Source organism: Paraburkholderia sp. WC7.3g (genome assembly GCF_050436345.1).
Taxonomy (GTDB): domain Bacteria; phylum Pseudomonadota; class Gammaproteobacteria; order Burkholderiales; family Burkholderiaceae; genus Paraburkholderia; species Paraburkholderia podalyriae.
The window spans coordinates 1,005,143-1,029,301 of sequence record NZ_JBNDMA010000001.1 but is presented as its reverse complement, the minus strand read 5'-3'; the positions used below and the strand labels follow the sequence as shown (position 1 = coordinate 1,029,301).

General features: G+C 60.2%; 10 protein-coding genes, 3 tRNA genes, 3 rRNA genes and 9 pseudogenes. 15 read left to right on the top strand and 10 right to left on the bottom strand.

Annotated features, from left to right (window positions below):
- Nucleotides 1–281 precede the first annotated feature (281 nt).
- The 5 genes from OKW43_RS04830 (at nucleotide 282) to rrf (ending at nucleotide 5,669) form a co-directional block, all read left to right on the top strand.
- A 16S ribosomal RNA gene (locus OKW43_RS04830) occupies nucleotides 282–1,814 on the top strand.
- Between the two features lie 76 nt (nucleotides 1,815–1,890).
- Nucleotides 1,891–1,967: transfer RNA gene (locus OKW43_RS04825), tRNA-Ile, on the top strand.
- Between the two features lie 53 nt (nucleotides 1,968–2,020).
- Nucleotides 2,021–2,096: transfer RNA gene (locus OKW43_RS04820), tRNA-Ala, on the top strand.
- Between the two features lie 366 nt (nucleotides 2,097–2,462).
- Nucleotides 2,463–5,344: ribosomal RNA gene (locus tag OKW43_RS04815) — 23S ribosomal RNA — on the top strand.
- Nucleotides 5,345–5,555: 211 nt separating this feature from the next.
- Nucleotides 5,556–5,669, top strand: a 5S ribosomal RNA gene (rrf, locus tag OKW43_RS04810).
- The 16S, 23S and 5S rRNA genes sit together here with 2 tRNA genes alongside, the layout of an rRNA operon.
- 367 nt (nucleotides 5,670–6,036) lie before the next feature.
- On the opposite strand, the pseudogene OKW43_RS04805 reads toward rrf, so the two are convergent.
- From OKW43_RS04805 to OKW43_RS04795, 3 pseudogenes are all read right to left on the bottom strand, one after another.
- Nucleotides 6,037–6,725 (bottom strand): annotated as a pseudogene (locus tag OKW43_RS04805) (IS3 family transposase); the annotation flags it as partial.
- Nucleotides 6,726–6,983: 258 nt separating this feature from the next.
- Nucleotides 6,984–7,214: pseudogene (locus OKW43_RS04800) on the bottom strand (IS110 family transposase); the annotation flags it as partial.
- A 284-nt stretch (nucleotides 7,215–7,498) separates the two neighbouring features.
- Nucleotides 7,499–7,942, bottom strand: a pseudogene (locus OKW43_RS04795) (transposase); the annotation flags it as partial.
- A 118-nt stretch (nucleotides 7,943–8,060) separates the two neighbouring features.
- Here OKW43_RS04795 and OKW43_RS04790 point away from each other — a divergent pair.
- Nucleotides 8,061–9,326: an IS256 family transposase gene (locus tag OKW43_RS04790; protein ID WP_429445585.1), complete on the top strand. Its 1,266-nt coding sequence runs from the start codon at nucleotides 8,061–8,063 to the stop codon at nucleotides 9,324–9,326.
- Nucleotides 9,327–9,361: 35 nt separating this feature from the next.
- Here OKW43_RS04790 and OKW43_RS04785 read toward each other — a convergent pair.
- Nucleotides 9,362–10,069 (bottom strand): annotated as a pseudogene (locus tag OKW43_RS04785) (IS110 family transposase); the annotation flags it as partial.
- A gap of 256 nt (nucleotides 10,070–10,325) precedes the next feature.
- On the opposite strand from OKW43_RS04785, the gene OKW43_RS04780 reads away from it, so the two are divergent.
- Complete coding sequence (locus tag OKW43_RS04780) at nucleotides 10,326–11,345, top strand: IS110 family transposase (protein WP_187638716.1); 1,020 nt, start codon at nucleotides 10,326–10,328, stop codon at nucleotides 11,343–11,345.
- Nucleotides 11,346–11,631: 286 nt separating this feature from the next.
- Here OKW43_RS04780 and OKW43_RS04775 read toward each other — a convergent pair.
- Nucleotides 11,632–12,429: pseudogene (locus OKW43_RS04775) on the bottom strand (IS110 family transposase); the annotation flags it as partial.
- Between the two features lie 161 nt (nucleotides 12,430–12,590).
- Between OKW43_RS04775 and OKW43_RS04770 the strand changes: the two are divergent.
- Nucleotides 12,591–13,724, top strand: a complete 1,134-nt coding sequence (locus OKW43_RS04770; RefSeq protein ID WP_187638717.1) for an IS701 family transposase — start codon at nucleotides 12,591–12,593, stop codon at nucleotides 13,722–13,724.
- Nucleotides 13,725–13,929: 205 nt separating this feature from the next.
- Here OKW43_RS04770 and OKW43_RS04765 read toward each other — a convergent pair whose 3' ends face one another.
- Nucleotides 13,930–14,382: a hypothetical protein gene (locus OKW43_RS04765; RefSeq protein WP_187638734.1), complete on the bottom strand. Its 453-nt coding sequence runs from the start codon at nucleotides 14,380–14,382 to the stop codon at nucleotides 13,930–13,932.
- 423 nt (nucleotides 14,383–14,805) lie between these two features.
- On the opposite strand from OKW43_RS04765, the pseudogene OKW43_RS04760 reads away from it, so the two are divergent.
- The 6 genes and pseudogenes from OKW43_RS04760 to OKW43_RS04735 form a co-directional block, all read left to right on the top strand.
- Nucleotides 14,806–14,970, top strand: a pseudogene (locus OKW43_RS04760) (Zn-dependent hydrolase); the annotation flags it as partial.
- A 1-nt stretch (nucleotide 14,971) separates the two neighbouring features.
- A pseudogene (locus OKW43_RS04755) lies at nucleotides 14,972–15,413 on the top strand (MlrC C-terminal domain-containing protein); the annotation flags it as partial.
- Between the two features lie 23 nt (nucleotides 15,414–15,436).
- Nucleotides 15,437–15,513: transfer RNA gene (locus OKW43_RS04750), tRNA-Val, on the top strand.
- A gap of 410 nt (nucleotides 15,514–15,923) precedes the next feature.
- Nucleotides 15,924–16,453, top strand: a pseudogene (locus tag OKW43_RS04745) (dihydroxyacetone kinase subunit DhaK).
- A gap of 281 nt (nucleotides 16,454–16,734) precedes the next feature.
- Nucleotides 16,735–16,809 (top strand): annotated as a pseudogene (locus OKW43_RS04740) (hypothetical protein); the annotation flags it as partial.
- 112 nt (nucleotides 16,810–16,921) lie between these two features.
- Nucleotides 16,922–17,203, top strand: coding sequence for a DAK2 domain-containing protein (locus tag OKW43_RS04735; RefSeq protein ID WP_429445581.1), 282 nt, complete (start codon nucleotides 16,922–16,924; stop codon nucleotides 17,201–17,203).
- Between the two features lie 69 nt (nucleotides 17,204–17,272).
- On the opposite strand, the gene OKW43_RS04730 is transcribed toward OKW43_RS04735, so the two are convergent.
- The 4 genes from OKW43_RS04730 to selD form a co-directional block, all read right to left on the bottom strand.
- The gene (locus OKW43_RS04730) at nucleotides 17,273–17,407 is read right to left on the bottom strand and encodes a hypothetical protein (RefSeq protein ID WP_281394082.1); all 135 of its coding nucleotides are present in this window, start codon (nucleotides 17,405–17,407) and stop codon (nucleotides 17,273–17,275) included.
- A 36-nt stretch (nucleotides 17,408–17,443) separates the two neighbouring features.
- Complete coding sequence (locus tag OKW43_RS04725) at nucleotides 17,444–18,499, bottom strand: permease (protein ID WP_429445578.1); 1,056 nt, start codon at nucleotides 18,497–18,499, stop codon at nucleotides 17,444–17,446.
- Between the two features lie 25 nt (nucleotides 18,500–18,524).
- The gene (gene mnmH, locus OKW43_RS04720) at nucleotides 18,525–19,592 is read right to left on the bottom strand and encodes a tRNA 2-selenouridine(34) synthase MnmH (protein WP_187638719.1); all 1,068 of its coding nucleotides are present in this window, start codon (nucleotides 19,590–19,592) and stop codon (nucleotides 18,525–18,527) included.
- A 125-nt stretch (nucleotides 19,593–19,717) separates the two neighbouring features.
- Nucleotides 19,718–20,776, bottom strand: a complete 1,059-nt coding sequence (gene selD / locus OKW43_RS04715; RefSeq protein ID WP_187638720.1) for a selenide, water dikinase SelD — start codon at nucleotides 20,774–20,776, stop codon at nucleotides 19,718–19,720.
- Between the two features lie 312 nt (nucleotides 20,777–21,088).
- Here selD and fdnG point away from each other — a divergent pair, with 312 nt between their 5' ends.
- Entirely contained in the window at nucleotides 21,089–24,157 is a 3,069-nt protein-coding gene (gene fdnG, locus OKW43_RS04710) for a formate dehydrogenase-N subunit alpha (protein WP_187638721.1), read from the top strand.
- Nucleotides 24,158–24,159 lie beyond the last annotated feature (2 nt).

Here is a 24,159-nt window from a genome sequence, read left to right as displayed (position 1 = left end):
CTCTGCTGCAGATGCAGCGACGCAAACGAAGCGGTGCCGGTGGTTGTGGTGCAGGTGCTGCGGGTTGGGCGGAACGATCTTTAAAAACTAACAGCCGATAAGTGTGGGCGCTTGATGCGCAGTGCGACGGCGGGTTCTGCGGAACCTGCTGTCAGGCAACAGTATCAGGAAGCCTCACACAGTAACAGAGGAAGGTTGATCTGTCGGAAGACGGATTGATCATCGTCAGTACGTTGAGTGAGCGACCGGTTCAGAGATGGACCGAAAACAGTAACAGGTTTGAACTGAAGAGTTTGATCCTGGCTCAGATTGAACGCTGGCGGCATGCCTTACACATGCAAGTCGGACGGCAGCACGGACTTCGGTCTGGTGGCGAGTGGCGAACGGGTGAGTAATACATCGGAACGTGTCCTGGAGTGGGGGATAGCCCGGCGAAAGCCGGATTAATACCGCATACGCTCTGAGGAGGAAAGCGGGGGATCTTTCGGGACCTCGCGCTCAAGGGGCGGCCGATGGCAGATTAGGTAGTTGGTGGGGTAAAGGCCTACCAAGCCGACGATCTGTAGCTGGTCTGAGAGGACGACCAGCCACACTGGGACTGAGACACGGCCCAGACTCCTACGGGAGGCAGCAGTGGGGAATTTTGGACAATGGGGGCAACCCTGATCCAGCAATGCCGCGTGTGTGAAGAAGGCCTTCGGGTTGTAAAGCACTTTTGTCCGGAAAGAAAGTTCCGGGGCTAATACCCCTGGGGGATGACGGTACCGGAAGAATAAGCACCGGCTAACTACGTGCCAGCAGCCGCGGTAATACGTAGGGTGCGAGCGTTAATCGGAATTACTGGGCGTAAAGCGTGCGCAGGCGGTGCTGTAAGACCGATGTGAAATCCCCGGGCTTAACCTGGGAACTGCATTGGTGACTGCAGCGCTGGAGTATGGCAGAGGGGGGTGGAATTCCACGTGTAGCAGTGAAATGCGTAGAGATGTGGAGGAACACCGATGGCGAAGGCAGCCCCCTGGGCCAATACTGACGCTCATGCACGAAAGCGTGGGGAGCAAACAGGATTAGATACCCTGGTAGTCCACGCCCTAAACGATGTCAACTGGTTGTCGGGCCTTCATTGGCTTGGTAACGAAGCTAACGCGTGAAGTTGACCGCCTGGGGAGTACGGTCGCAAGATTAAAACTCAAAGGAATTGACGGGGACCCGCACAAGCGGTGGATGATGTGGATTAATTCGATGCAACGCGAAAAACCTTACCTACCCTTGACATGTATGGAATCCTGGCGAGAGCCGGGGGTGCCCGAAAGGGAGCCATAACACAGGTGCTGCATGGCTGTCGTCAGCTCGTGTCGTGAGATGTTGGGTTAAGTCCCGCAACGAGCGCAACCCTTGTCCCTAGTTGCTACGCAAGAGCACTCCAGGGAGACTGCCGGTGACAAACCGGAGGAAGGTGGGGATGACGTCAAGTCCTCATGGCCCTTATGGGTAGGGCTTCACACGTCATACAATGGTCGGAACAGAGGGTTGCCAAGCCGCGAGGTGGAGCCAATCCCGGAAAACCGATCGTAGTCCGGATCGCACTCTGCAACTCGAGTGCGTGAAGCTGGAATCGCTAGTAATCGCGGATCAGCATGCCGCGGTGAATACGTTCCCGGGTCTTGTACACACCGCCCGTCACACCATGGGAGTGGGTTTTACCAGAAGTGGCTAGTCTAACCGCAAGGAGGACGGTCACCACGGTAGGATTCATGACTGGGGTGAAGTCGTAACAAGGTAGCCGTATCGGAAGGTGCGGCTGGATCACCTCCTTTCCAGAGCTATGCATTGCTCGCGTCAAGTGCTCACGCTTATCGGCTGTGGTGATGAAAGAAACGCAGACAGGCTCAGGGGTCTGTAGCTCAGCCGGTTAGAGCACCGTCTTGATAAGGCGGGGGTCGATGGTTCGAATCCATCCAGACCCACCAGTGTCTTGTCTGGTGAGCTGAAGGGCTGGGGCCTCTGGAATATCTGTGGGACTGGGGGATTAGCTCAGCTGGGAGAGCACCTGCTTTGCAAGCAGGGGGTCGTCGGTTCGATCCCGTCATCCTCCACCAATCCTCAATGCGCAGGGCTCTGCATGAAGGCAGAGCGTTGCGCATTGGCGATTGAGCCAGTCAGGGCGGTATGAGGCACAAGCCTGATACCGGCTGTCGTTCTTTAACAATCAGGAAGAAGTAGTAAGGAGATTCACGAAAGCGTGCCTGGAGATGGGTGTGTGAGTAGGTGAATCAGGGTTGTGATTGTATCGATGTATTTTAAAGGTGATCGAGAGATCGCTTTGGAATACGGCGCAACACGAATACTCAACCTGTAGCGGAACGTGAATGGTCGACTCCTTCGGGAACCTGTCCCCTCCGGGGATGGGACCAGAGTAAGCGCTAAAGCGCTAACACTGGTCGACAGAGACACACCCGTTATAGGGTCAAGCGAACAAGTGCATGTGGTGGATGCCTTGGCGATCACAGGCGATGAAGGACGCGGTAGCCTGCGAAAAGCTCCGGGGAGCTGGCAAACGAGCCTTGATCCGGAGATGTCCGAATGGGGAAACCCACCTCTTCTGAGGTATCCGTAGCTGAATCCATAGGCTACGCGAAGCGAACGCGGTGAACTGAAACATCTAAGTAACCGCAGGAAAAGAAATCAACCGAGATTCCCAGAGTAGTGGCGAGCGAAATGGGAGCAGCCTGTACACGTTATCTGTATTGTTAGTCGAACGCTCTGGAAAGTGCGGCCATAGCAGGTGATAGCCCTGTAGACGAAAACAGCATGGAAGGACTGGGTGTACGAGAAGTAGGGCGGGACACGTGAAATCCTGTCTGAAGATGGGGGGACCATCCTCCAAGGCTAAATACTCGTGATCGACCGATAGTGAACCAGTACCGTGAGGGAAAGGCGAAAAGAACCCCGGGAGGGGAGTGAAACAGATCCTGAAACCGCATGCATACAAACAGTCGGAGCCTCTGCGAAGGGGTGACGGCGTACCTTTTGTATAATGGGTCAGCGACTTACATTCAGTGGCGAGCTTAACCGATTAGGGCAGGCGTAGCGAAAGCGAGTCCGAACAGGGCGTCCAGTCGCTGGGTGTAGACCCGAAACCAGGTGATCTATCCATGGCCAGGTTGAAGGCACGGTAACACGTGCTGGAGGACCGAACCCACTAACGTTGAAAAGTTAGGGGATGAGCTGTGGATAGGGGTGAAAGGCTAAACAAACCTGGAAATAGCTGGTTCTCTCCGAAAACTATTTAGGTAGTGCCTCGTGTATCACCTTCGGGGGTAGAGCACTGTCATGGTTGTGGGGTCCATTGCGGATTACTACGCCATAGCAAACTCCGAATACCGAAGAGTGCAATCACGGGAGACAGACATCGGGTGCTAACGTCCGGTGTCAAGAGGGAAACAACCCAGACCGCCAGCTAAGGTCCCCAAATATGGCTAAGTGGGAAACGAAGTGGGAAGGCTAAAACAGTCAGGAGGTTGGCTTAGAAGCAGCCACCCTTTAAAGAAAGCGTAATAGCTCACTGATCGAGTCGTCCTGCGCGGAAGATGTAACGGGGCTAAGCCATATACCGAAGCTGCGGATGCACAGTAATGTGCATGGTAGGAGAGCGTTCCGTAAGCCTGCGAAGGTGCACTGGAAAGTGTGCTGGAGGTATCGGAAGTGCGAATGCTGACATGAGTAGCGATAAAGGGGGTGAAAGGCCCCCTCGCCGTAAGCCCAAGGTTTCCTACGCAACGTTCATCGGCGTAGGGTGAGTCGGCCCCTAAGGCGAGGCAGAAATGCGTAGCTGATGGGAAGCAGATTAATATTTCTGCACCATTGTGAAATGCGATGGGGGGACGGATCGCGGAAGGTTGTCCGGGTGTTGGAAGTCCCGGTCCTTGCATTGGAGAAGGCGCTTTGGCAAATCCGGGCGCGGGATTCAAGGGTGCGAGGCGAGTCGCTTAGGCGACGAAGCAACTGGAAGGGGTTCCAGGAAAAGCCTCTAAGCTTCAGTTTCACAGTGACCGTACCGCAAACCGACACAGGTGGGCGAGATGAGTATTCTAAGGCGCTTGAGAGAACTCGGGAGAAGGAACTCGGCAAATTGGTACCGTAACTTCGGGATAAGGTACGCCCTCATAGCCTGACTGGCCTGCGCCAGAAGGGTGAAAGGGTTGCAATAAACTGGTGGCTGCGACTGTTTAATAAAAACACAGCACTCTGCAAACACGAAAGTGGACGTATAGGGTGTGACGCCTGCCCGGTGCCGGAAGATTAAATGATGGGGTGCAAGCTCCTGATTGAAGTCCCGGTAAACGGCGGCCGTAACTATAACGGTCCTAAGGTAGCGAAATTCCTTGTCGGGTAAGTTCCGACCTGCACGAATGGCGTAACGATGGCCACACTGTCTCCTCCCGAGACTCAGCGAAGTTGAAGTGTTTGTGATGATGCAATCTCCCCGCGGCTAGACGGAAAGACCCCATGAACCTTTACTGTAGCTTTGCATTGGACTTTGAACCGGTCTGTGTAGGATAGGTGGGAGGCTGTGAAGCGTGAACGCCAGTTTGCGTGGAGCCGACCTTGAAATACCACCCTGATCTGTTTGAGGTTCTAACCCTGGTCCGTGATCCGGATCGGGGACAGTGCATGGTAGGCAGTTTGACTGGGGCGGTCTCCTCCCAAAGTGTAACGGAGGAGTACGAAGGTACGCTAGGTACGGTCGGAAATCGTGCTGATAGTGCAATGGCATAAGCGTGCTTGACTGTGAGACTGACAAGTCGAACAGGTGCGAAAGCAGGTCATAGTGATCCGGTGGTTCTGTATGGAAGGGCCATCGCTCAACGGATAAAAGGTACTCTGGGGATAACAGGCTGATACCGCCCAAGAGTTCATATCGACGGCGGTGTTTGGCACCTCGATGTCGGCTCATCTCATCCTGGGGCTGTAGCCGGTCCCAAGGGTATGGCTGTTCGCCATTTAAAGAGGTACGTGAGCTGGGTTTAAAACGTCGTGAGACAGTTTGGTCCCTATCTGCCGTGGGCGCTGGATATTTGAAGGGGGCTGCTCCTAGTACGAGAGGACCGGAGTGGACGAACCTCTGGTGTACCGGTTGTCACGCCAGTGGCATCGCCGGGTAGCTATGTTCGGAAGAGATAACCGCTGAAAGCATCTAAGCGGGAAACTCGCCTTAAGATGAGATATCCCCGGGGCTTCGAGCCCCTTGAAGGGTCGTTCAAGACCAGGACGTTGATAGGTCAGGTGTGCACGTACAGTAATGTACTGAGCTAACTGATACTAATTGCCCGTAAGGCTTGATCCTATAACCGGTGTGTGTCGGCAGCCGTTAGCGCTTCAGCGCTTATGGATGCCCCACCCTGCGCAAAGCGCAGGGTCTTATGCAGACCACACACGGTTGAGATCAGTGTTGTGCCAGAAACAACACAACCTGCCTTACCCTGGTGAGCATCACCAGAAACTACTTCTTCCAGATTGGCTGTGGCGCGCACCCCGCGACGCAGCAACCCGTCATGCCTGATGACCATAGCGAGTCGGTCCCACCCCTTCCCATCCCGAACAGGACCGTGAAACGACTCCACGCCAATGATAGTGCGGATTGCCCGTGTGAAAGTAGGTAATCGTCAGGCTCCTTACCCCGTCAGAAACCCCACCCCTCGCGGTGGGGTTTTTGCGTTTACGCGGCCGATATCGCGCGTTTCATCACTTTCCAATCCGCAGTGCATCCGCGTAACCCGTCGGTTTCCGATACGTTCGCCCAACGTCCGTGTCCTTCTGGCTCCGGTGGTCAGCACTTTCTCCAACAATCGCTAAGCCCGCTTACGCGCCGGCGCCCGATCTGGTTCACCTGAAGTTGACCCAGAAAAACGGACATCTATCCTTTGGAGAAGGAGGTGCCGATTATGGGCAAGCATCGTACCCCGTACCCGGCGGAAAGAGGTGGCGCCGTTGGTTCGGACAGTCAGATCGAATTTATAAGTGGAAGCGCCGGGGTCATCAAGCTGCCGATTTGATCGCTGGCAGCGTCGCGAAGTATGCCTCATCCGGCGTCTGATCGGACAGACTCGAATGGGGCCGTTTCTGGTTGTAAAGATTCAGGTAATCGCCGATGGAGCGGCGCGCATGGCTGACTGATTCATAGGCTTTCAGATACACCTCTTCATATTTCACGCTGCGCCACACGCGTTCGACGAATACGTTGTCGCGCCAGGCGCCTTTGCCATCCATGGACAGGCGGATGCCCCTGCTGAGCACGGCGTCGGTGAACGCTGTCGCGGTGAACTGGCTGCCCTGGTCGGTGTTGACGATTTCAGGTTGCCCGTATTTCGCAAACGCTTCTTCCAACGCCTCGACAGCGTGCAGCGCTTCCATCGTAATCGCCACGCGGTGGGCCAGTACTTTTCGGCTGGCCCAGTCCACCACGGCGGTCAGATAGACGAGAAGCCGCGCGCCATCGGAATATAGCTCGTATCCAGTGCCCAGACCTGGTTTGCCCGATTGATCGTCATGCCCCGCAACAGATAAGGCCAGATCTTGTGCTTCGCATGACGGCGGCTCGTGTTCGGCTTGCAGTACAGCGCCTCAATGCCCATGCGCTTCATCAGAGTGCCGACGTGTTTGCGCCCGACCCTGATAGCTTCGCGTTTGAGCAGGCGAACCAACATTCGTGCACCGGCAAACGGGAATCTATGGTCACCCCCGTTTTTGCAACCTTGATTTTTGACGGCGTGGTTGGCTTGCCAAAATCTATCCGGCGTCATTGTAGGGATAGCTCCCCGCGCCACGATGAGAATCGCGCCTGACGGTCCCAAAAAACTCCATCGGCTTCAAGAGCCATTCCCGTTTTCGGGTTTTCCGTCAGGCCGGTGTGCCGTTCACGTCATCAAATTTCAGCGGTCGCAAAACCAGATAGGTACTCGGTAAAACAGTGTGGGATCGGCTGGTCAGGCAGGCATGACAGCCGCCTTCGCATCGAAGACAGTATTTCGAGTGACCAGCGCCCAGGCGGTGCGCGCCAGCTTATTCGCGAGAGCACAGGCCACGACATTGGAGTGGCGCCGCGCCAGCAAGGCACGAACCCAATCGGCAAGTGGGCCGCTCTGGCGCCCGAGTCGCTGCATGTAAGCTCTAGCGCACTGAACCAGCAGGCGCCGGATGTTTTTATCGCCCCGCTGATATGACTCCCAGTGTCAATCTGGATCGGTTTTCACCATTTACTCCATGGTCAAAGCAAATTTCCTGAAGGCGGCGTAGCAGTAAAACTCGACGGTGGATCACGCTGACATTCGCGGGTTGGTTGCCGCATTACAGAGGTCCGTCTCATGAGCCTGCCGCTTCCTTACTACGCAAGTCGACTGATGCCGTTGCCAAACGTGGTCGCGGGTTACTCGAATACCGGGCTGCGCCGCCTTCAGGAAACTCTTGATACTGGTTGGTCTTTTTACGTACAGCCCTTTGTTCATGCGGATTGCGCGCTTGGCGGTAAAGCCAGCGTCATTCCCAATCGGCCGACGTCCCAGATGAAGCCCGCCAGCTCGCGTGCAATAGCGATGATGGCCACGTGCGCGGTCTTCCCTCTGGCGACGAGCTTGCGATATCGCCGGCACAGTCTTAGTTGCGCGTCCCAGGCACGGTCGATTATCGGCTTGGGTAGCCCTTCATGCCGGCGCTGGATGTCAATGCTCACGCGGGCAGGATGGCGGTAACTCCAGGCGGATTCGACCAATAGCTTGCGCGCATAACTGTTGCCTGTTTTGGTAACGCTTCCTTGGCGTCGCTTTCCGCCTGAGGAGTGCTCAGAAGGCGTCACGCCGAGCCACGCCATCAGCTGTCGCGGATGCTCGAAGCGTGACAGGTCACCCAGCTCGGAGACCAGGCCGATCGCCGACGTGAAGTTAATCCCGAGCTAAAGTCGGAAGTGGTGTACGGGGGAGTTGAGGCGGGAGATTGTAGGCGGTGGAGGTTTCAGCTGAGAATCTGATTGTCGAAGTCGGAAACCAGCAAACAACAAACCATCCACCATGAACAAGTTTACGGAAAAAGAAGTCGTTGGTCTATCGGGAGCCGGTCTGGGTCTGGACGAACTGGTGCGGCACGGAGCCCGGCAGGTGATCCAGCAGGCGATCGAAGCCGAGCTCGCGGCGCTGCTGGAGCGGTTCGAGAACGTCAAGACCTTGCACGGCCAGCGCGCCGTGGTGCGCAACGGCTATCTGCCTGAGCGCGAAGTGTTGACGGCGGCTGGGCCAATTGCCGTGAAGGTCCCGAAGGTTCGCGATCGATCAGGATCTGGTGTGAAGTTCAATTCGTCGATTGTGCCGCCGTATGTGAGGAAGTCGCCACGCGTGAGTGCTGCGCTGCCGTGGCTGTATCTGAAAGGCATCTCGACAGGCGACATGAGCGAGGCTCTGAGCGTCCTGCTAGGCGAAGATGCCAAGGGTCTGTCGGCCAATGTGGTGAGCCGCCTGAAGGCGCAGTGGGCCGACGAACATGCCAGCTGGAGCCAACGTGATCTGTCGAAATCGCACTACGTGTATTGGTGGGTCGACGGGATCCACACGGGGCTGCGAAGCGAGAATTCGGACGGCCAGTGCCTGCTGGTGATCATCGGCGTGAGGCCGGATGGGCGCAAGGAGCGCGTGGCGATCGGCGATGGGTACCGGGAGTCAAAGGCGTCCTGGCAGGAACTGCTGCTCGACCTGAAATCGAGAGGCCTGCAGGCTGGTCCGCTGCTGGCGATCGGCGACGGCGCGATGGGCTTCTGGGCCGCGCTGGAAGAAGTGTTTCCTGCGACGCGAGGCCAGCGCTGCTGGTTCCATAAGATGGGCAACGTGCTCAATGCGCTGCCGAAGTCGCAGCAAGGCAAAGCCAAAGCAGACCTGCAGGCGATCTGGATGGCCGCGACGCGCGCTGACGCATACGCCGCCTTCGATCGTTTCGTGACGGTCTACGCGGCGAAGTATCCGAAAGCCACCGAAACGTTGAAGAAGGACCGGGAAAGCCTGTTGGCCTTTTACGATTACCCGGCGGAACACTGGCAGCATCTGCGCACGACAAATGCGATCGAGTCGACGTTCGCGACCGTGCGCCACCGCACCACGCGTACGCGCAACTGCGTGTCGCGAGCGACCTTCCTGGGCCTGGCATTCAAGCTGATCGAGGAAGCCGAGAAAACCTGGCGCCGTATCAACGGCCCTGCACAGATCAAGCTGCTGCTGGAGGGCATTGCCTTCAAGGACGGCGAACAGGTGAAAGACGATCAACCGGTTCAGCAGAAACTCGCCGCCTGAAAGCGCCTGCCTTCAAGTTGCCCATACACCACTCTTGACGTTAGCTCGTTAATCCCGCGCATAGCCTGCAACGCGAGTACGACCGGGTAAAACCGCCAGCTGGTGACAGATTCACGCAATGCCAGTTCCAGCCTTTCACATTGCGCGAGCCGGTCTTCGATCGTGCGCCGGTGTTCATTGAACGCCAGTTGTTGCCATGCGCTGTCGAACGAGAACGTACTTATCCAGCGTCGGTGGGTGGGCCCCCAGTTGGGGTGACCAAGGTAATGAATGCCGTGGGCAAGCAGAAACGATTTGAGCCTGCAGCGTGCGGCCTTCAGATCTTCCCTGGCAGCCGACCAGGCGCGTGCCAGGTCTCGGAACGCTTCGTCTTCAATCGATGGCACATGTACGGCCGAGAGGTCGCCGGCGCGTAGCGAACGCACTAGCTTGATCGCGTCGCGACGGTCTGTTTTGACGCGATCTCCCGGTTTCCGTGGAATGAGTGACGGTGCGCAGACCATGCAGTCGAAGCCTTTATCGACCAGCCTCCTGTACAACCCATATCCGCAGGGCCCCGCTTCATAGACAAAGCAGATGTGCCGCGCCTTTGTTTGCAACTTCTTGCACAACCGGTCGATATCAATATGCATGGTGCCGACCTTGCCAAACAGTTCAACTTCGCTCATGCCGATCGCGTACGCAACCGTGATCGAATCCTTATGGACATCCAGTCCTACGTACAACGTGCTATCGTTTTCCACGCTGGCCTCCGTGTCGGAACAGACCGTTGAGCGGTGGCTCCATCCCCACTCAATGCGGCTCTGGCAGCAATGCTAACCCGCGCTTAATTCCCCTCGGCGGCCAGCCTTGCCGAACGGAAATGGAATGGACGCCTCCCACCCCACGAGTGGTGGAAGCGATGAACAGACACACATACTCACTCACGGACCGACCGTATCGGTACGGTCGGAACGGAAGATCATTGAGGTCTTCAGAGCCAACCGGAGGAGGTCTGCCATGAACCATACGGCCGTAGGCGTCGACATTGCCAAAAGCGTCTTTCAGGTGCACTGGGTCGACCCGCACACAGGTGAAGTTATCAAAAAGGCAGTCAGGCGAGACAGGTTTCTCGACTACTTCGCGAACCGGGAACCTTGCCTGATCGGTATGGAGGCGTGTGGCGGTGCGCAGCATTGGGCACGCCAGTTCACGAAGATGGGTCACCAGGTGAAGCTGATGCCGCCGAAGTTCGTCAAGGCGTTCAACATCGGCAACAAGAACGATCCAGCGGATGCGCGCGCCATCTGGATGGCCACACAGATACCCAGCAAGCCGGTCGCGGTCAAGACAGAAACGCAGCAGGCCGTGCTGGCACTGCACCGCATGCGGCAGCAACTGGTGAAGTTCCGCACGATGCAGATCAACAGTCTGCGAGGCCTGCTGGCCGAGTACGGCGAAGTGATGGGCAAGAGCCGCGAGGCTTTGGACAAGGCTATACCGGGAATTCTGGCAAAGCTGTCGGACCGTTTGCCTACCATGCTGATCGATACGATGCGGGAACAGTGGAGTGGTCTGACGGGGCTGGACCGGCAAATTGCCGGGATCGAACAACGCCTGCAGGCATGGATGAAAGACGACGTCGCATGCCAGGCAATCGCGGCCATACCGGGCGTCGGCTTGTTGAGCGCCACGGCGGCTGTCGTGACCATGGGCGACGCGAAGGCCTTTCGCTCCGGTCGGGAATTCGCTGCCTGGCTCGGCCTGGTGCCCAAACAAACGGGCTCTGGGGGCAAGGTTCAACTGCTCGGTATCAGCAAGAGAGGCGACACCTACGTGCGAACGCTGCTGATCCACGGCGCCCGTAGTGTGCTGCGACATCCAGACAAGGCCGGCGCATGGGTCGAGCAGCTCGGCAAACGCCGACCGTTCAACGTGGTAATCGTGGCGCTAGCCAACAAGATCGCAAGAACCATCTGGGCACTTCTCGCCCACGACAGGCAGTACGGGAGGGAGTACACGAGCTCGAAACCGCTTTAAAGAGTTTGCGGTGCCCAGGAGCTGTTCTCACAGGTGGCACGTTCACAGGTTGCGTTGGCAATCGCGTGCAATGACAAGATAGGTCGGACCGGGACTCCCTAAACCTGGGTATGACGAAGAGCCTTGAGCTCGACACGGAAATGAGGTGGGAGTCAGCGGATTTCATCGGGGCCCGCAGCCGAATGATTGGCTGCAACAGGCCGGATATAAAGCAGCAAACGCCACATCAAGTCATGCATACGAAAAACCTTCGCAAAAAGGGAGGCGTCCATATAAGTCATACTGACTTGCTGATGCCTAGCAGATTAGATTTTCCTCCCGTGCTGTATTGGCGCGGGACTAGACCGATCGATGCCGCAAAGTCGCGGCTGCATCTGAATTGTCGGGCATCACCGAGTTCGGCGGCTAGCACACTGGCGGTAATCGGGCCGACGCCTGGAATTGTCAGCAGACGTTGCCCACGTTCGTCTTGAAGCAGTTGGATTTGCAATTCCTTCTCAATCTCCAGAACCTGTTGGTCCAGGTATTTGAAATGGCCATGCAGGCGCTCAAGAACGCTAACAAACGGGCGCGGCAGCGAATATTCGGCGATAAGTGCGGGCAGACGTTTGATCGCATCGCGTCCAACCGGAAGACTGATGCCGAACTCCAGCAAAAATCCGTGAATCTGGTTAATCGTGGCTGTGCGCTGCTTGACCAGCGCCTCGCGAACGCGATGCAGGGCCGACAGGGCTTGCTGCACTTCGGACTTTGGTGTGACAAAGCGCATTGACGGTCGCGATGCTGCTTCACAGATTGCTTCCGCGTCAATAAAGTCGTTCTTGTTACCCTTGACGAACGGCTTCACATAGTGAGGCGAAATCAGTTTGGCTTCGTGCCCGAACGCGGACAATCTGCGCGCCATGTAGTGAGCGCCTGCACAGGCCTCCATGACAATGGTGCAGCGCGGGAAGTTGCTGAAGAACGTTAGCAGTTGCTTGCGTGTCATCTTCTTGCAAAAGACCGCGTGCCCGCTCCTGTCTTGACCGTGCAGGTGGAAGGTATATTTACCGAGATCGACTCCAACCAGCGTTACGTCGTTCATGATGGCCTCCGTGAAAGAAACCCTTCAAGCGTATGCCTCCCTGAGGGCCGAGCTGGCCATCTCATTACAGCCTCGAAACTTAATTTCGCAACAGCTTCTAACACTACAGCCGTAGTTATTTTTTCCTATACTAAGTTAGTATTACTACTCTGTATAGGACTATGAAAGAGATCGCGAAAGCGTGGGAACATGAAATCGATCTGTTGCATGAAAGACTGGCTGGCCTGTTCAGGCGCGCCGAGCCGCGACAGCGTTCGCTGGCTTATCTAAAGGGTCTGCTGGGTACAGTCGAACGCAAGAACGGCTGGCAGCTCGCAGAATGGATTGGCGAAGCCACGCCCGATGGTGTGCAGCACCTCCTCGAAAGGGCGCAGTGGGATGCCGACGCGGCGCGGGACATACTGCGCGAATACGTCGTTGAGCAACTCGGCGAGCGTGAGGCGGTACTCATTGTGGATGAGACGGGCTTCCTCAAGAAGGGCGAGTATTCCGCCGGTGTGCAGCGCCAGTACAGCGGCACGGCAGGCCGCATCGAGAACAGCCAGATTGGTGTGTTTCTGTGCTACGCCGGCAACGGAGGTAGCGCATTTATCGACCGGGAACTGTACATGCCGCAGGGCTGGATCGATGATCGCAGTCGCTGCCGGGCGGCGGGCGTGCCCGACACCGTGGAATTCGCAACAAAGCCCCAACTTGCGCGCCGGATACTGGAACGGACGCTGGATGCGGGAGTGCCCTGTGGCTGGGTCACCGGCGACGAGGTGTACGGCGGTGACCGTCCCCTGCGGCTGTGGCTTGAGTCGCGCACGCAACCATTTGTGCTGGCGGTCAAAAAGAACGAACCGCTGTGGTGGCAAGGCCCGACCTCGATACGTGCCGACAAGATTGCGCAAGCCTTGCCTCCACAGGCCTGGCGCCGCCTCTCAGCAGGAATCGGCGCAAAAGGCGAGCGTCTGTATGACTGGGCACTCACGCCGTTATGGCGCCTGCAACTGGGCGCCGAAGAACGTCGCTTTGGCCACTACCTGCTGGTGCGGCGCAGTCGCGATGAGACCCGCGAGCACGCGTATTACGTCGTCTATGCGCCCCGCAGCAAGGTTACCCGTCAGACGCTGGTCAACGTCGCCGGCAGGCGATGGGAAATCGAAGTCGGATTCGAGGCGGCCAAGGGCGAATGCGGCCTCGATCAATACGAGATTCGTCGCTGGCAGGGCTGGTACCGTCACATCACACTGGCATTGCTGGCGCACGCGGTGCTTGCTGCCCTGAGGGCACAGGCCAAAAAAAACAGCTGAAGGTTCACTGCCGTTCAGCGTTCAGGAGATCCGCCGGCTACTGTGTCGACTGATATGGCGAACGCTCCACTCCGTTGAGCATGTGATGTCGTGGTCAATGTGGCGGCGTCGACATCAATACCGCGCCCAGCAATGTCACTACCGGCGACGCGGTGGCGTGCCTCCGGCGTATCTACGGCTGTAGTACTAAAACTCAACTGCAAATCTATCCGTCGAACCGGGTCAACCTCACACCTGCGATAAAGCGGTCAAGTCTTTCACTGGCCTCCGTAATCGCCCAAAGCGGAGCGCGATGCAGTTGCCGGTCGTAACTCGTTGCGATCGATGCAAAGAGTTCGAACCCCGCCTCGTCCAGCTTCCATTCGTTGCGTTCCCGGCCTGCGTCGAACACCATCGCCGAGGCCCGGTCCGCGGCGTGGAGCTCTTCATCGCTCATCGGGCCGAAGCCAGCATCGGCCAGGTAACTGGTCAGCAGCATGATCTGCGTGAGAGTCTGTGCGTCGCTCTTCGTGCCGACGCCGCGGCGCAGCGCATCGAGCGACAGATGAACTCGCAACGCGAGATCGTCGGCGATCTGGCGTGCGATAGGCAACAGCATGGCCTTGACATGCCGCGCGCGGGCGGCGCCACTGTTGCGGAAAGGAATCGGTTGTGCCATGGAGATCCGAGGGGTTTGCCTGAGCACATGCAATAACGGCGCGCTTCGCAAAAGGTTGAGCCTTCATTGCGCTTTGCCCGCTTCCGTGGACGGAAACGTTTGCTGCCGGCCATTTTCCCGCAGATTGTCGGCACGTCTCGATGTGCGTACGTCGCCCGGTGAGCCGTCCGGTTCCGACGATCCAGCGGCTTTCCCTCCTATGCTTACTCACCGAAAGTCGTCGCCGCATTGCCACCGCGCGCGCATCCTGCCATCTGCCTCGGCCAAAACTTCTCTATCATCACAATTGAAACAACGGCGACGAGGGCGCCGAACTGAGCAAGTCCCCGTCGGCAAGCGCCATCCAGCTGTCTTCGACCCGCGGAAGCATCGATGCAAGCTCATTCACGCGACGTTATGTCGGCGACCGCCGATTTGTGGACCGACGCGATCAGCAATATCTCAGCGCGGCGGGCGGGGCTACGAGTCGATTAACCGACCGTAATGACGGACAGCCACATCGACACGCAGCCGACCGGCGACAAATTCGACGGTGATGACGGCGTGCGGCTAGGGCCGGAGGTGCTGCGCATTCTGGCCGAGGCCAACTCAGGGCCTCGAAGGCATTGTCAGCGTGCCGTTGTGCGACCCGCAGGCGGTCGCGGCGTTGGCGGCCTCGGGTGTCGGTAGCACGATCACACTCACGATCGGCAACCAGCTCACAAACGATGGCACGGTGATACTCGTCGTGACCGAGCGCATGCATGAGCCGTGGGATCTCGGCGTGTTCGAGAGCGTCGGCATCGATCCGCGCCGCGCGCGTTTTCCGCCGCTCAAATCACGCATGAATTGCCGGCCGGTTTTCGTGCCGATCGCGGCGGCGCTCGTCGAATGCGATGGCCGCGGCGTCACGAGTTCGGACTATGTTCAGCTTCGAGCACGTGATGCGGCCGGTCTATCCATTGGACCCGGACACCGAATGGCCGCGACGAACTGATCAACACGTGTGCTTTTTGATAAATCGCGGCAAGGGCTTGTACAGTCCGCGATGAGTCTCTATAATTCGCGCCTCTAAAGGCTCGTAGCTCAGTTGGTTAGAGCACCACCTTGACATGGTGGGGGTCGTTGGTTCGAATCCAATCGAGCCTACCAACGCATCTGTGACGTAGACGAAAGCGGTTCCGCTTTCGTCTACGGTCCAGTCAAATCCATCCAGTCGTTCCCGTAGTTTTCGCCGTTCGGCATCACGTCCCCTTCGTTTTCGTTGTTCGCTTGCGGCTGAGTCTTGCTCACGTTCGTACGCGCTTCTCGCTATCGCGTCGTCGTTCGACAATGCGCGGTACAGTTAGGTCTTCCGCTTTCGCCGCCGACCCGACTGCCGTTCGCATCGAATCGTTCGATCATGCGCTGCCGGCAGCATCCAATGAAGCTGACGCAATGAAGAAGCTCATCAACGATGTGTCCACCGTGGTCCCCGATATGCTCGACGGGCTCATCGCACTCAATCCCCAACTCTCGCTGTTGCAGGCGGCACGATCGTCTTGCGCGCCGATGCCGAGGCCGTGCTCGACGCGATACGCGCGGTGACCGGCCCCGCGGGCGCGTTGCTGATCGTCAAGAACTACACGGGCGACCGTTTCAACTTTGGCCTCGGGCCCGAAATCGCGCGCGCCGAGGACATCCCCGTCGACATGATGATCGTCGCCGACGACGTCGCGCTGAGCGCGAGCGGCGATCACGCGGGCCGTCGCGGAAAGCCGCCGCGTCGCTCGGCACGATGGGCGTCGCGATGACGCCATGCACGGTGCCGGCCGCGGGCAAGCCGGGCTTCGAGCTGGGCGATGGCGAAATCGAATGGGGCCTCGGCATTCATGGCGAGCCCGGCATCGCGCGCGGTGCGCTCGAGCCGGCCGACGCGATCGTCGGCAAGCTGCTCGCAAAGATCGTCGACGATCTCGCGTTGCAGGCGGGCGAGCGCGTCGCGTTGCTCGTCAACAATCTGGGGGGCACGCCGTCGGGCGAACTGAACGTGGTGGCCGGCGCCGCGCTGCGGGAGCTTCGCGGGCGCGGCATCGAAGTCGAGCGCGCGTAGGCCGGCACGTTCCTGACTGAGTGCGCTCGAAATGGCCGGCGTCTCACGGACGAGCGCATGGCCTGCGCTGGACGGGCGCGTCGCGCAGGTCGCCGTGCGTGCGGCGCCACCCACGCCGCGCGGCGCGAGCGGCGCGACGCTCGCACCTGACGCGACGCTGCGTCGCGCGATCGAAGCGGTCTGCGAATGCCTGCTGGCAGCCGAGCCGACGTTGACCGAAATGGACCAGCGTGTCGGCGACGGCGGACCTCGGCATCAGCCTCGCGCGCGGCGCCCGCGCGATGCAGATCGAGCTCGGGCCGGATGCGGTGTTGCGCGGCCTGTCGGCGACGCTGCGGCGTGTGATGGGCGGCACGTCGGGTCCGTTATACGCGGTGATGCTGCTGCGCGCGGCGGCCGCGCTCGAACAGTCGGGCGGGACCATGGCGCTGCAATGGGACGGCGTTCAGCGCCGGTGTCGATGGATTGATGGAGCTGGGGGGCGCGGGGCCAGGCGATCGCACGATGGTCGATGCGCTGAAACCCGCCGCCGACGCGCTGCACGACGCGCTGGCTCAGGCGGTATCGACGGATGCCGCGTTGCAAGCCGCCGTCGATGCGGCAAGCGATGGCGCGTCGCGCACCGCATTGATGCATCCGCGGCGCGGGCGTTCGAGCTATGTCGGCGATCGCGCGCTTGGTCATGTCGACCCAGGCGCGCATGCGGTCGCGTTGTGGCTCGCGGCGATTCGCGACGCGTTGGTCGGTTAGGCGCGGGCGGACGCTACCGCGAACGTAACGGGCAAGCGCGCCGTCACTGAAGAGAAAATAGCGCCACGTTCACGGTCGCAGCAGATCGAAGCCCGCGAGCGCCACGATGCCGGATAGCGCGATCAGCGCCACCGAGTGCTGTCCAACGTACAGTAGCCCGGCGGCGGACCAACACGTTACGGCGAATGCGGCAATGCGTTTCATGCTTGTTTCTTCTACGACTCAAACTCAAAAACCGCTTCAAAAGCCCAGCGCAACGGCCAGCAAACCACTGACGACACCGCACACCACCACCGCACAGGCCACCACCGTCAGCACGCGCTGCGGAAACGACCGCGCGAGCATCGCGAGCGACGGCACACTGACGAGCGGCAGCGTCATCAGCAGCGCGCCGGCGGGGCCGGCAGCCATGCCGAACGACAGCATCGCCTGAATGATCGGCACTTCGCCCGCGGTTGGAATCACGAACAGCGTGCCGGCGATCGACAGCGCGATGATCCACAGCAGGCTGTTGTCGACGTCCGGGCCGATGTGCGGAAACAGCCACGCGCGCGCCGCGCCTAGAATCAGCACGAGCACGATGTATTCCGGCACGAGCCGCAGCGTCATGCGCCCGAGAATCGTGATCCAGCGCGAGAACGCGGTGCCCGGATCGTCGGCGCTGACCAGTTGCGCGACGGCTTCCCGCGACACTTGCGCTTCTCGCGGCGTGACCATGCGGTTCACGACGTAGCCGAGGCCGAACACCATCACGATGCCGAGCGCGAGCCGCAGGCCCATCCACTGCCAGCCGAGCACGAAGCCCATGAAGATCAGCGTCGCGGGATTCAGCGCCGTATTACCGAGCCAGAACGCAATCGCCGCGCCCGGCGCCGCTTCGCGTGCGCGCAGGCCCGCGACGACCGGCGCCGCGCAGCAGGTGCACATCATGCCCGGCAACGACATCAGCCCGCCCTTGACGACGCTGTTGAAGTCGGCACGGCCGAGCGCGCGCGCGACCCACTGCGGCGGAATCAGCGCTTGCACCGCGGAGCCGAGCAGCAGGCCGAGCACCATCGCCTGCCAGATCGCCTTGCCGTAGGCCAGCGCGTAGTCGATCGCGGCCTGCCACGAGGCTGCCGGCGCGCTCGCGGACGTGCCCATCAGGATCGACTTGCCGATCGAGTGCTGGCTCGCCGCGACGAACGCACGGTTGTAGTACGGAAACCACTTCACATAGAAGAAGCCGACGACGCCGATCAGCAGGAACACGATCCAGCCGAGCGTGACGCGGGGTTGCCGAAGGGTTGATTGCATGTTGGTGGTTGATTGTCGTTGTGGGTCAGCCGACGACGAGCGTGCGGCTATCGAGCTGCGCGAGCAGCGTTTTCGCCTGCTCGACGACGTCGGCGTCGTTCGGGCGGAAATCGAGTTGCAGCGCGTTCGGCAGATGTTCGAAGTGCTGACCGCTGCTGCGCGCATATGCGGGATCGTAATGCCCTTCGATCAGTTCGCGCGCGAGTTCGGCGCGCCGGTTGTCATCGACGAGCCGCAGCCAGCCCGCGACCCGCTCGCGGCTATGCAGGCCGATCAGCCGTTCCAGCTGTCCCTTCAGGTAGTCGGGATGATCGAACAGATGCGCGTAATCTTGCAGCAGAAACGCTGCGCGATCCTCGCGGCTCGAGCGCACCTCGACGCACGCGCCGCGACGAAACGTTTCGAGCAGCGCGAGCGGCAGCGTGACCGAGCCGATGCGCCGGCTTTCCGCCTCGACGAACACCGGCCGGTTCACATCGAAGTCGCGCAGCGCGGTGACGAGCAGCGTGTCGAAACGCTTTTGCGACGGCTGCGGCACACCCGTATACGCGCCGAGCAATGAGCCGCGATGCGAGGCGAGCGCCTCGAGGTCGAGCGTTTGCGCGCCGGCCTGATGCAGCGCCGACAGCAGCCGTGTCTTGCCGCTGCCGGTCGGGCCGACGAGCGCGATATAGCTGAAGCGGCGCGGCAGCGTTTCGAGCCTTTCCACCGTCGCGCGACGGTAGCTCTTGTAGCCGCCGTCGAGTTGCCGCGCCGACCAGCCGATCATGTTGAATAGCGTCGTGACCGAGCCTGAGCGCTTGCCGCCCCGCCAGCAGTAGATCAGCGGGCGCCAGTTGCGCGGCCGGTCGGCGAACGTGGTTTCCAGATGATGCGCAATGTTGCGCGCGACGAACGCCGCACCGAGCCGTGTGCCCTCGAACGGCGACACCTGCTTGTACGTCGTGCCGACCAGCACGCGTTCCTCGTTGCTCAGCACCGGCGCGTTGGTCGCGCCCGGAATATGGTCTTCCGCGAACTCGAGCGGAGTGCGAACGTCGACGATTTCATCGAAATCGCCGGCTTTGTCGAGGCTGACTAGAAGACTTTTCAAGGGAGTAGGGACAAAACGGACCGCGGGAAGACCGAAATTATCGCATGGGCGGCTCGTTTAGGCGGTGACGCGTGCTTTCCCGCGTCCCTGTCCGCGCTTTTTCGTGCGTCGCAGAACCGCTCTTCTCAGACGACCTCGACCCGCGCGTCCCCGCTCACCATCTCGCCGATCACCCGCGCGTCGGCGAAGCCGTCGGCGCGGAACACGGCGAGCACCTGGTCGACCGCTTCTGGCGCGCACGACACCAGCAGCCCGCCCGACGTCTGCGGGTCGGTCAACAACGCGCGCCCGGCCGGCGGCAACGTCGCGGGCAGCACGACGTCGTGGCCGTAAGCATCCCAGTTCCGGCCCGATGCGCCGGTGAAGATGCCGGCCGAGGCGAGACTCGCGACGTTCGGCAGCCACGGCAGGTCCGCATAGCGCACGCGCGCGGTCAGCTTTGAGCCGCGTGCGAGTTCCAGCGTGTGACCGAGCAGGCCGAAGCCGGTGATGTCGGTCAGCGCATGCACGCCGTCGAGTCGCGCCAGTTCGGCGCCCGGCCGGTTCAGCTTGGTGGTCGCGCCGATCATTGCCGCATAGCCGGCCTCGTCGAGCCGGTCTTTCTTCAGTGCCGCGGACAGAATGCCGACGCCGAGCGGCTTGCCGAGAATCAGCACGTCGCCGGCCTTGCCGCCCGCGTTGCGCTTGACGCGCTTCGGATCGACGATGCCAAGCGCGACGAGGCCGTAGATCGGTTCGACGGAATCGATCGAATGGCCGCCCGCGACCGGGATGCCCGCTTCCGCGCAGACCGATTCGCCGCCCTTCAGCACGGCCGCGATCACGTCATGCGGCAGCACGTTGATCGGCATGCCGACGATCGCGAGCGCCATGATCGGCTTGCCGCCCATCGCGTAGACGTCGGAGATCGCGTTGGTCGCCGCGATGCGGCCAAAGTCGAACGGATCGTCGACGATCGGCATGAAGAAGTCAGTGGTCGCGACGATCGCCTGATCTTCATTGAGCTTGTAGACGGCGGCGTCGTCGGCGGTGTCGTTGCCGACCAGCAAGTCGGGGAAGAAAGGCAGCGGGGCGCTGCGCTTGAGCAGATCGGCGAGCAGGCCGGGCGCGATCTTGCAGCCGCAGCCGCCGCCGTGCGACAGGCTCGTGAGGCGGGGCGACTGGCTTGCTTGGGGTTGGGTCATGGGAGCGGAAGTTCGGGTTCGTCGAATGACGGCATTATGAGGGTTGTTTTCGCAGTCTGCAGCGTCGGCGCGGGCGCAAACCGCCTTGTCCCGAACCCGTTTATCTCGACAATCAACGGTCGCTTAAAAACGCCAATGCAGAAGCAAATGCAAATGGCAGGCGCGCATATTCGAAACCCATTCTCACGCGATAGCCATTTCCTTAGCGTCGCGGACAATCCTCTGCATTGACAGTTGCCAAACCCATTATCGCTGCAGATCGCGAAACCGCACCTATAATCAATTTGTCTCCAAAAGAGCCGAGGGCATTCAATGACACAGATGACCCGGCGACAATTCCTGAAGGTCTCTGCCACGACGCTTACCGGATCGAGCCTGGCCCTGATGGGCTTCTCACCGACACCCGCGCTGGCCGAAGTCCGTCAGTACAAATTGTCGCGTACAACCGAAACCCGCAATACCTGCCCGTACTGCTCGGTGGGCTGCGGCATCCTGATGTACGGCCTTGGCGACAATGCCAAGAATGCAAAAACGAGCATCATCCATATCGAGGGCGACTCCGACCATCCTGTCAATCGCGGCACGCTGTGCCCGAAGGGCGCGAGCCTGATCGACTTCATCCACAGCCCGAGCCGTCTGCGCTATCCCGAGTACCGCGCGGCCGGGGCGAGCGAGTGGAAGCGCATTTCGTGGGAAGACGCGCTCGACCGCATCGCGAAGCTGATGAAGGAAGACCGCGACGCGAACTTCGTCGAGACGACCGAAGACGGCAAAAAGGTCAACCGCTGGCTGACTACCGGCGTGCTGGCGGCATCGGCCGGCAGCAACGAGGTGGGTTATCTGACGCACAAGACTGTTCGCAGTCTTGGCATGCTCGGATTCGACAATCAGGCGCGTGTCTGACATGGCCCGACGGTGGCAGGTCTTGCCCCGACGTTTGGCCGTGGAGCGATGACGAACCATTGGGTCGACATCAGAAACGCGGACGTGATTCTCGTGATGGGCGGCAATGCGGCCGAGGCCCACCCATGCGGTTTCAAGTGGGTCACCGAAGCCAAGGCGCACCGCAAGGCGCGCCTGATCGTGGTCGACCCGCGCTTTACGCGTACGGCGTCGGTCGCGGACTACTTCGTGCAGATCCGCACCGGTACGGACATTGCGTTCCTCGGCGGAGTGATCAATTACCTGCTGACGAACGACAAGATCCAGCACGAATACGTGAAGAACTACACGGATATGTCGTTCATCGTGCGTGAGGATTTCGCGTTCAAGGACGGCCTGTTTTCCGGCTACCACGCCGACACGCGCAGCTACGACAAGACCTCGTGGGACTACGAGCGCGGCGGCGACGGTTTCGCCAAGGTCGACCCGACGCTGCAGGACCCGCGCTGCGTCTATCAGCTGATGAAGCAGCACTACTCGCGCTACACGCCCGAGCAGGTCGAGAAAATCTGCGGCGTGCCGAAGGAGAAGTTCCAGCACGTGTGCGAGATGCTCGCGTCGACGTCGGTGCCGAACCGCGCGGCCACGATCATGTACGCGCTCGGCTGGACGCATCACTCGATCGGCTCGCAGATCATCCGCACCGGCGCGATGGTGCAGCTGCTGCTCGGCAACATCGGCATCGCGGGCGGCGGCATGAACGCGCTGCGCGGCCACTCGAATATCCAGGGCCTGACGGACCTCGGCCTGATGTCGAACTTGTTGCCGGGCTACATGACGCTGCCGATGGAAGCGGAGCAGGACTTCAACGCCTACATCGCGAAGCGCGCCACGCAGCCGCTGCGGCCGAACCAGCTGAGCTACTGGCGCAACTATCGCGCGTTCCACGTGAGCTTCATGAAATCGTGGTGGGGCGACAAGGCGACCGCCGACAACAACTTCGCTTTCGACTATCTGCCGAAGCTCGACAAGTCCTACGACCTGCTGCAGGTCTTCGAGCTGATGAATCAGGGCAAGATGACCGGCTACATCGCGCAGGGCTTCAACCCGCTTGCCGCCGCGCCGTTCAAGGCGAAGAACGGCGCGGCGCTGGCCAAGCTGAAGTGGCTCGTGATCATGGATCCGCTCGCGACCGAAACGTCGGAGTTCTGGAAGAACCACGGCCCGTTCAACGACGTCGACAGCAGATCGATCCAGACCGAGGTGTTCCGTCTGCCGACTACCTGCTTCGCCGAGGAACGCGGCTCGCTCGTCAGTTCGAGCCGGGTGCTGCAGTGGCACTGGCAGGGCGCGGCCGGTCCCGGCGAAGCGAAGAGCGACCTCGAGATCATGGCGGGGCTGTGGCTGCGTATTCGCGACGCTTATCGCAAGGACGGCGGCAAGTATCCCGATCCGATCCTGAACATGACCTGGCCGTATGCGAACCCGGAAAGCCCGACGCCCGAAGAACTCGCGATGGAGTACAACGGCCGCGCGCTCGCGGACGTCACCGATCCGAAGGACCCGACCAAGGTGCTCGCGAAGAAGGGCGAGCAGCTCGCGACCTTCGCGCTGCTACGCGACGACGGCTCGACCTCGAGCGGCTGCTGGATCTTCTGCGGCGCGTGGACCCAGGCGGGCAACCAGATGGGCCGCCGCGACAACTCCGACCCGACCGGCATCGGCAACACGCTGAACTGGGCCTGGGCATGGCCGGTGAACCGGCGGGTTTTGTACAACCGTGCGTCGTGCGACCTCAGCGGCAAGCCGTTCGATCCGACGCGCAAGCTGATCGCGTGGAACGGCAGCACGTGGTCGGGCGCCGACATCCCGGACTTCAAGGTCGACGAGCCGCCCGAAAACGGCATGAATCCGTTCATCATGAATCCGGAAGGCGTCGCTCGGTTCTTCGCGCGAGACGGTATGGCGGAAGGGCCATTCCCCGAGCACTACGAGCCATTCGAAACGCCGCTCGGCTACAACCCGCTGTATCCGGACAACAAGTTGGCCGTCAGCAATCCGGCGGCGCGCGTGTTCCCGGACGACAAGGCCACCTTCGGCACACACGAGAACTTCCCGCACACGGCAACCACCTATCGTCTGACCGAGCATTTCCACTACTGGACCAAACACGTGCATCTAAACGCGATCATCCAGCCCGAGCAATTCGTCGAAATTGGCGAAGACCTCGCGAAGGAGATCGGCGTGGTGGCTGGCGACCGGGTCAAGGTCAGTTCGAACCGCGGGCACCTGGTTGCCGTCGCGGTCGTGACGAAGCGAATCAAACCGCTGACGATCGATGGCAAGAAGGTGCAGACCGTCGGGCTGCCGCTCCATTGGGGCTTCATGGGAGTCGCGAGGCCGGGCTATCTCGTCAATACGCTGACGCCCCCGGTGGGCGACGGGAATTCGCAGACACCGGAATTCAAGTCGTTCCTCGTCAAGGTCGAAAAGGCATAAGG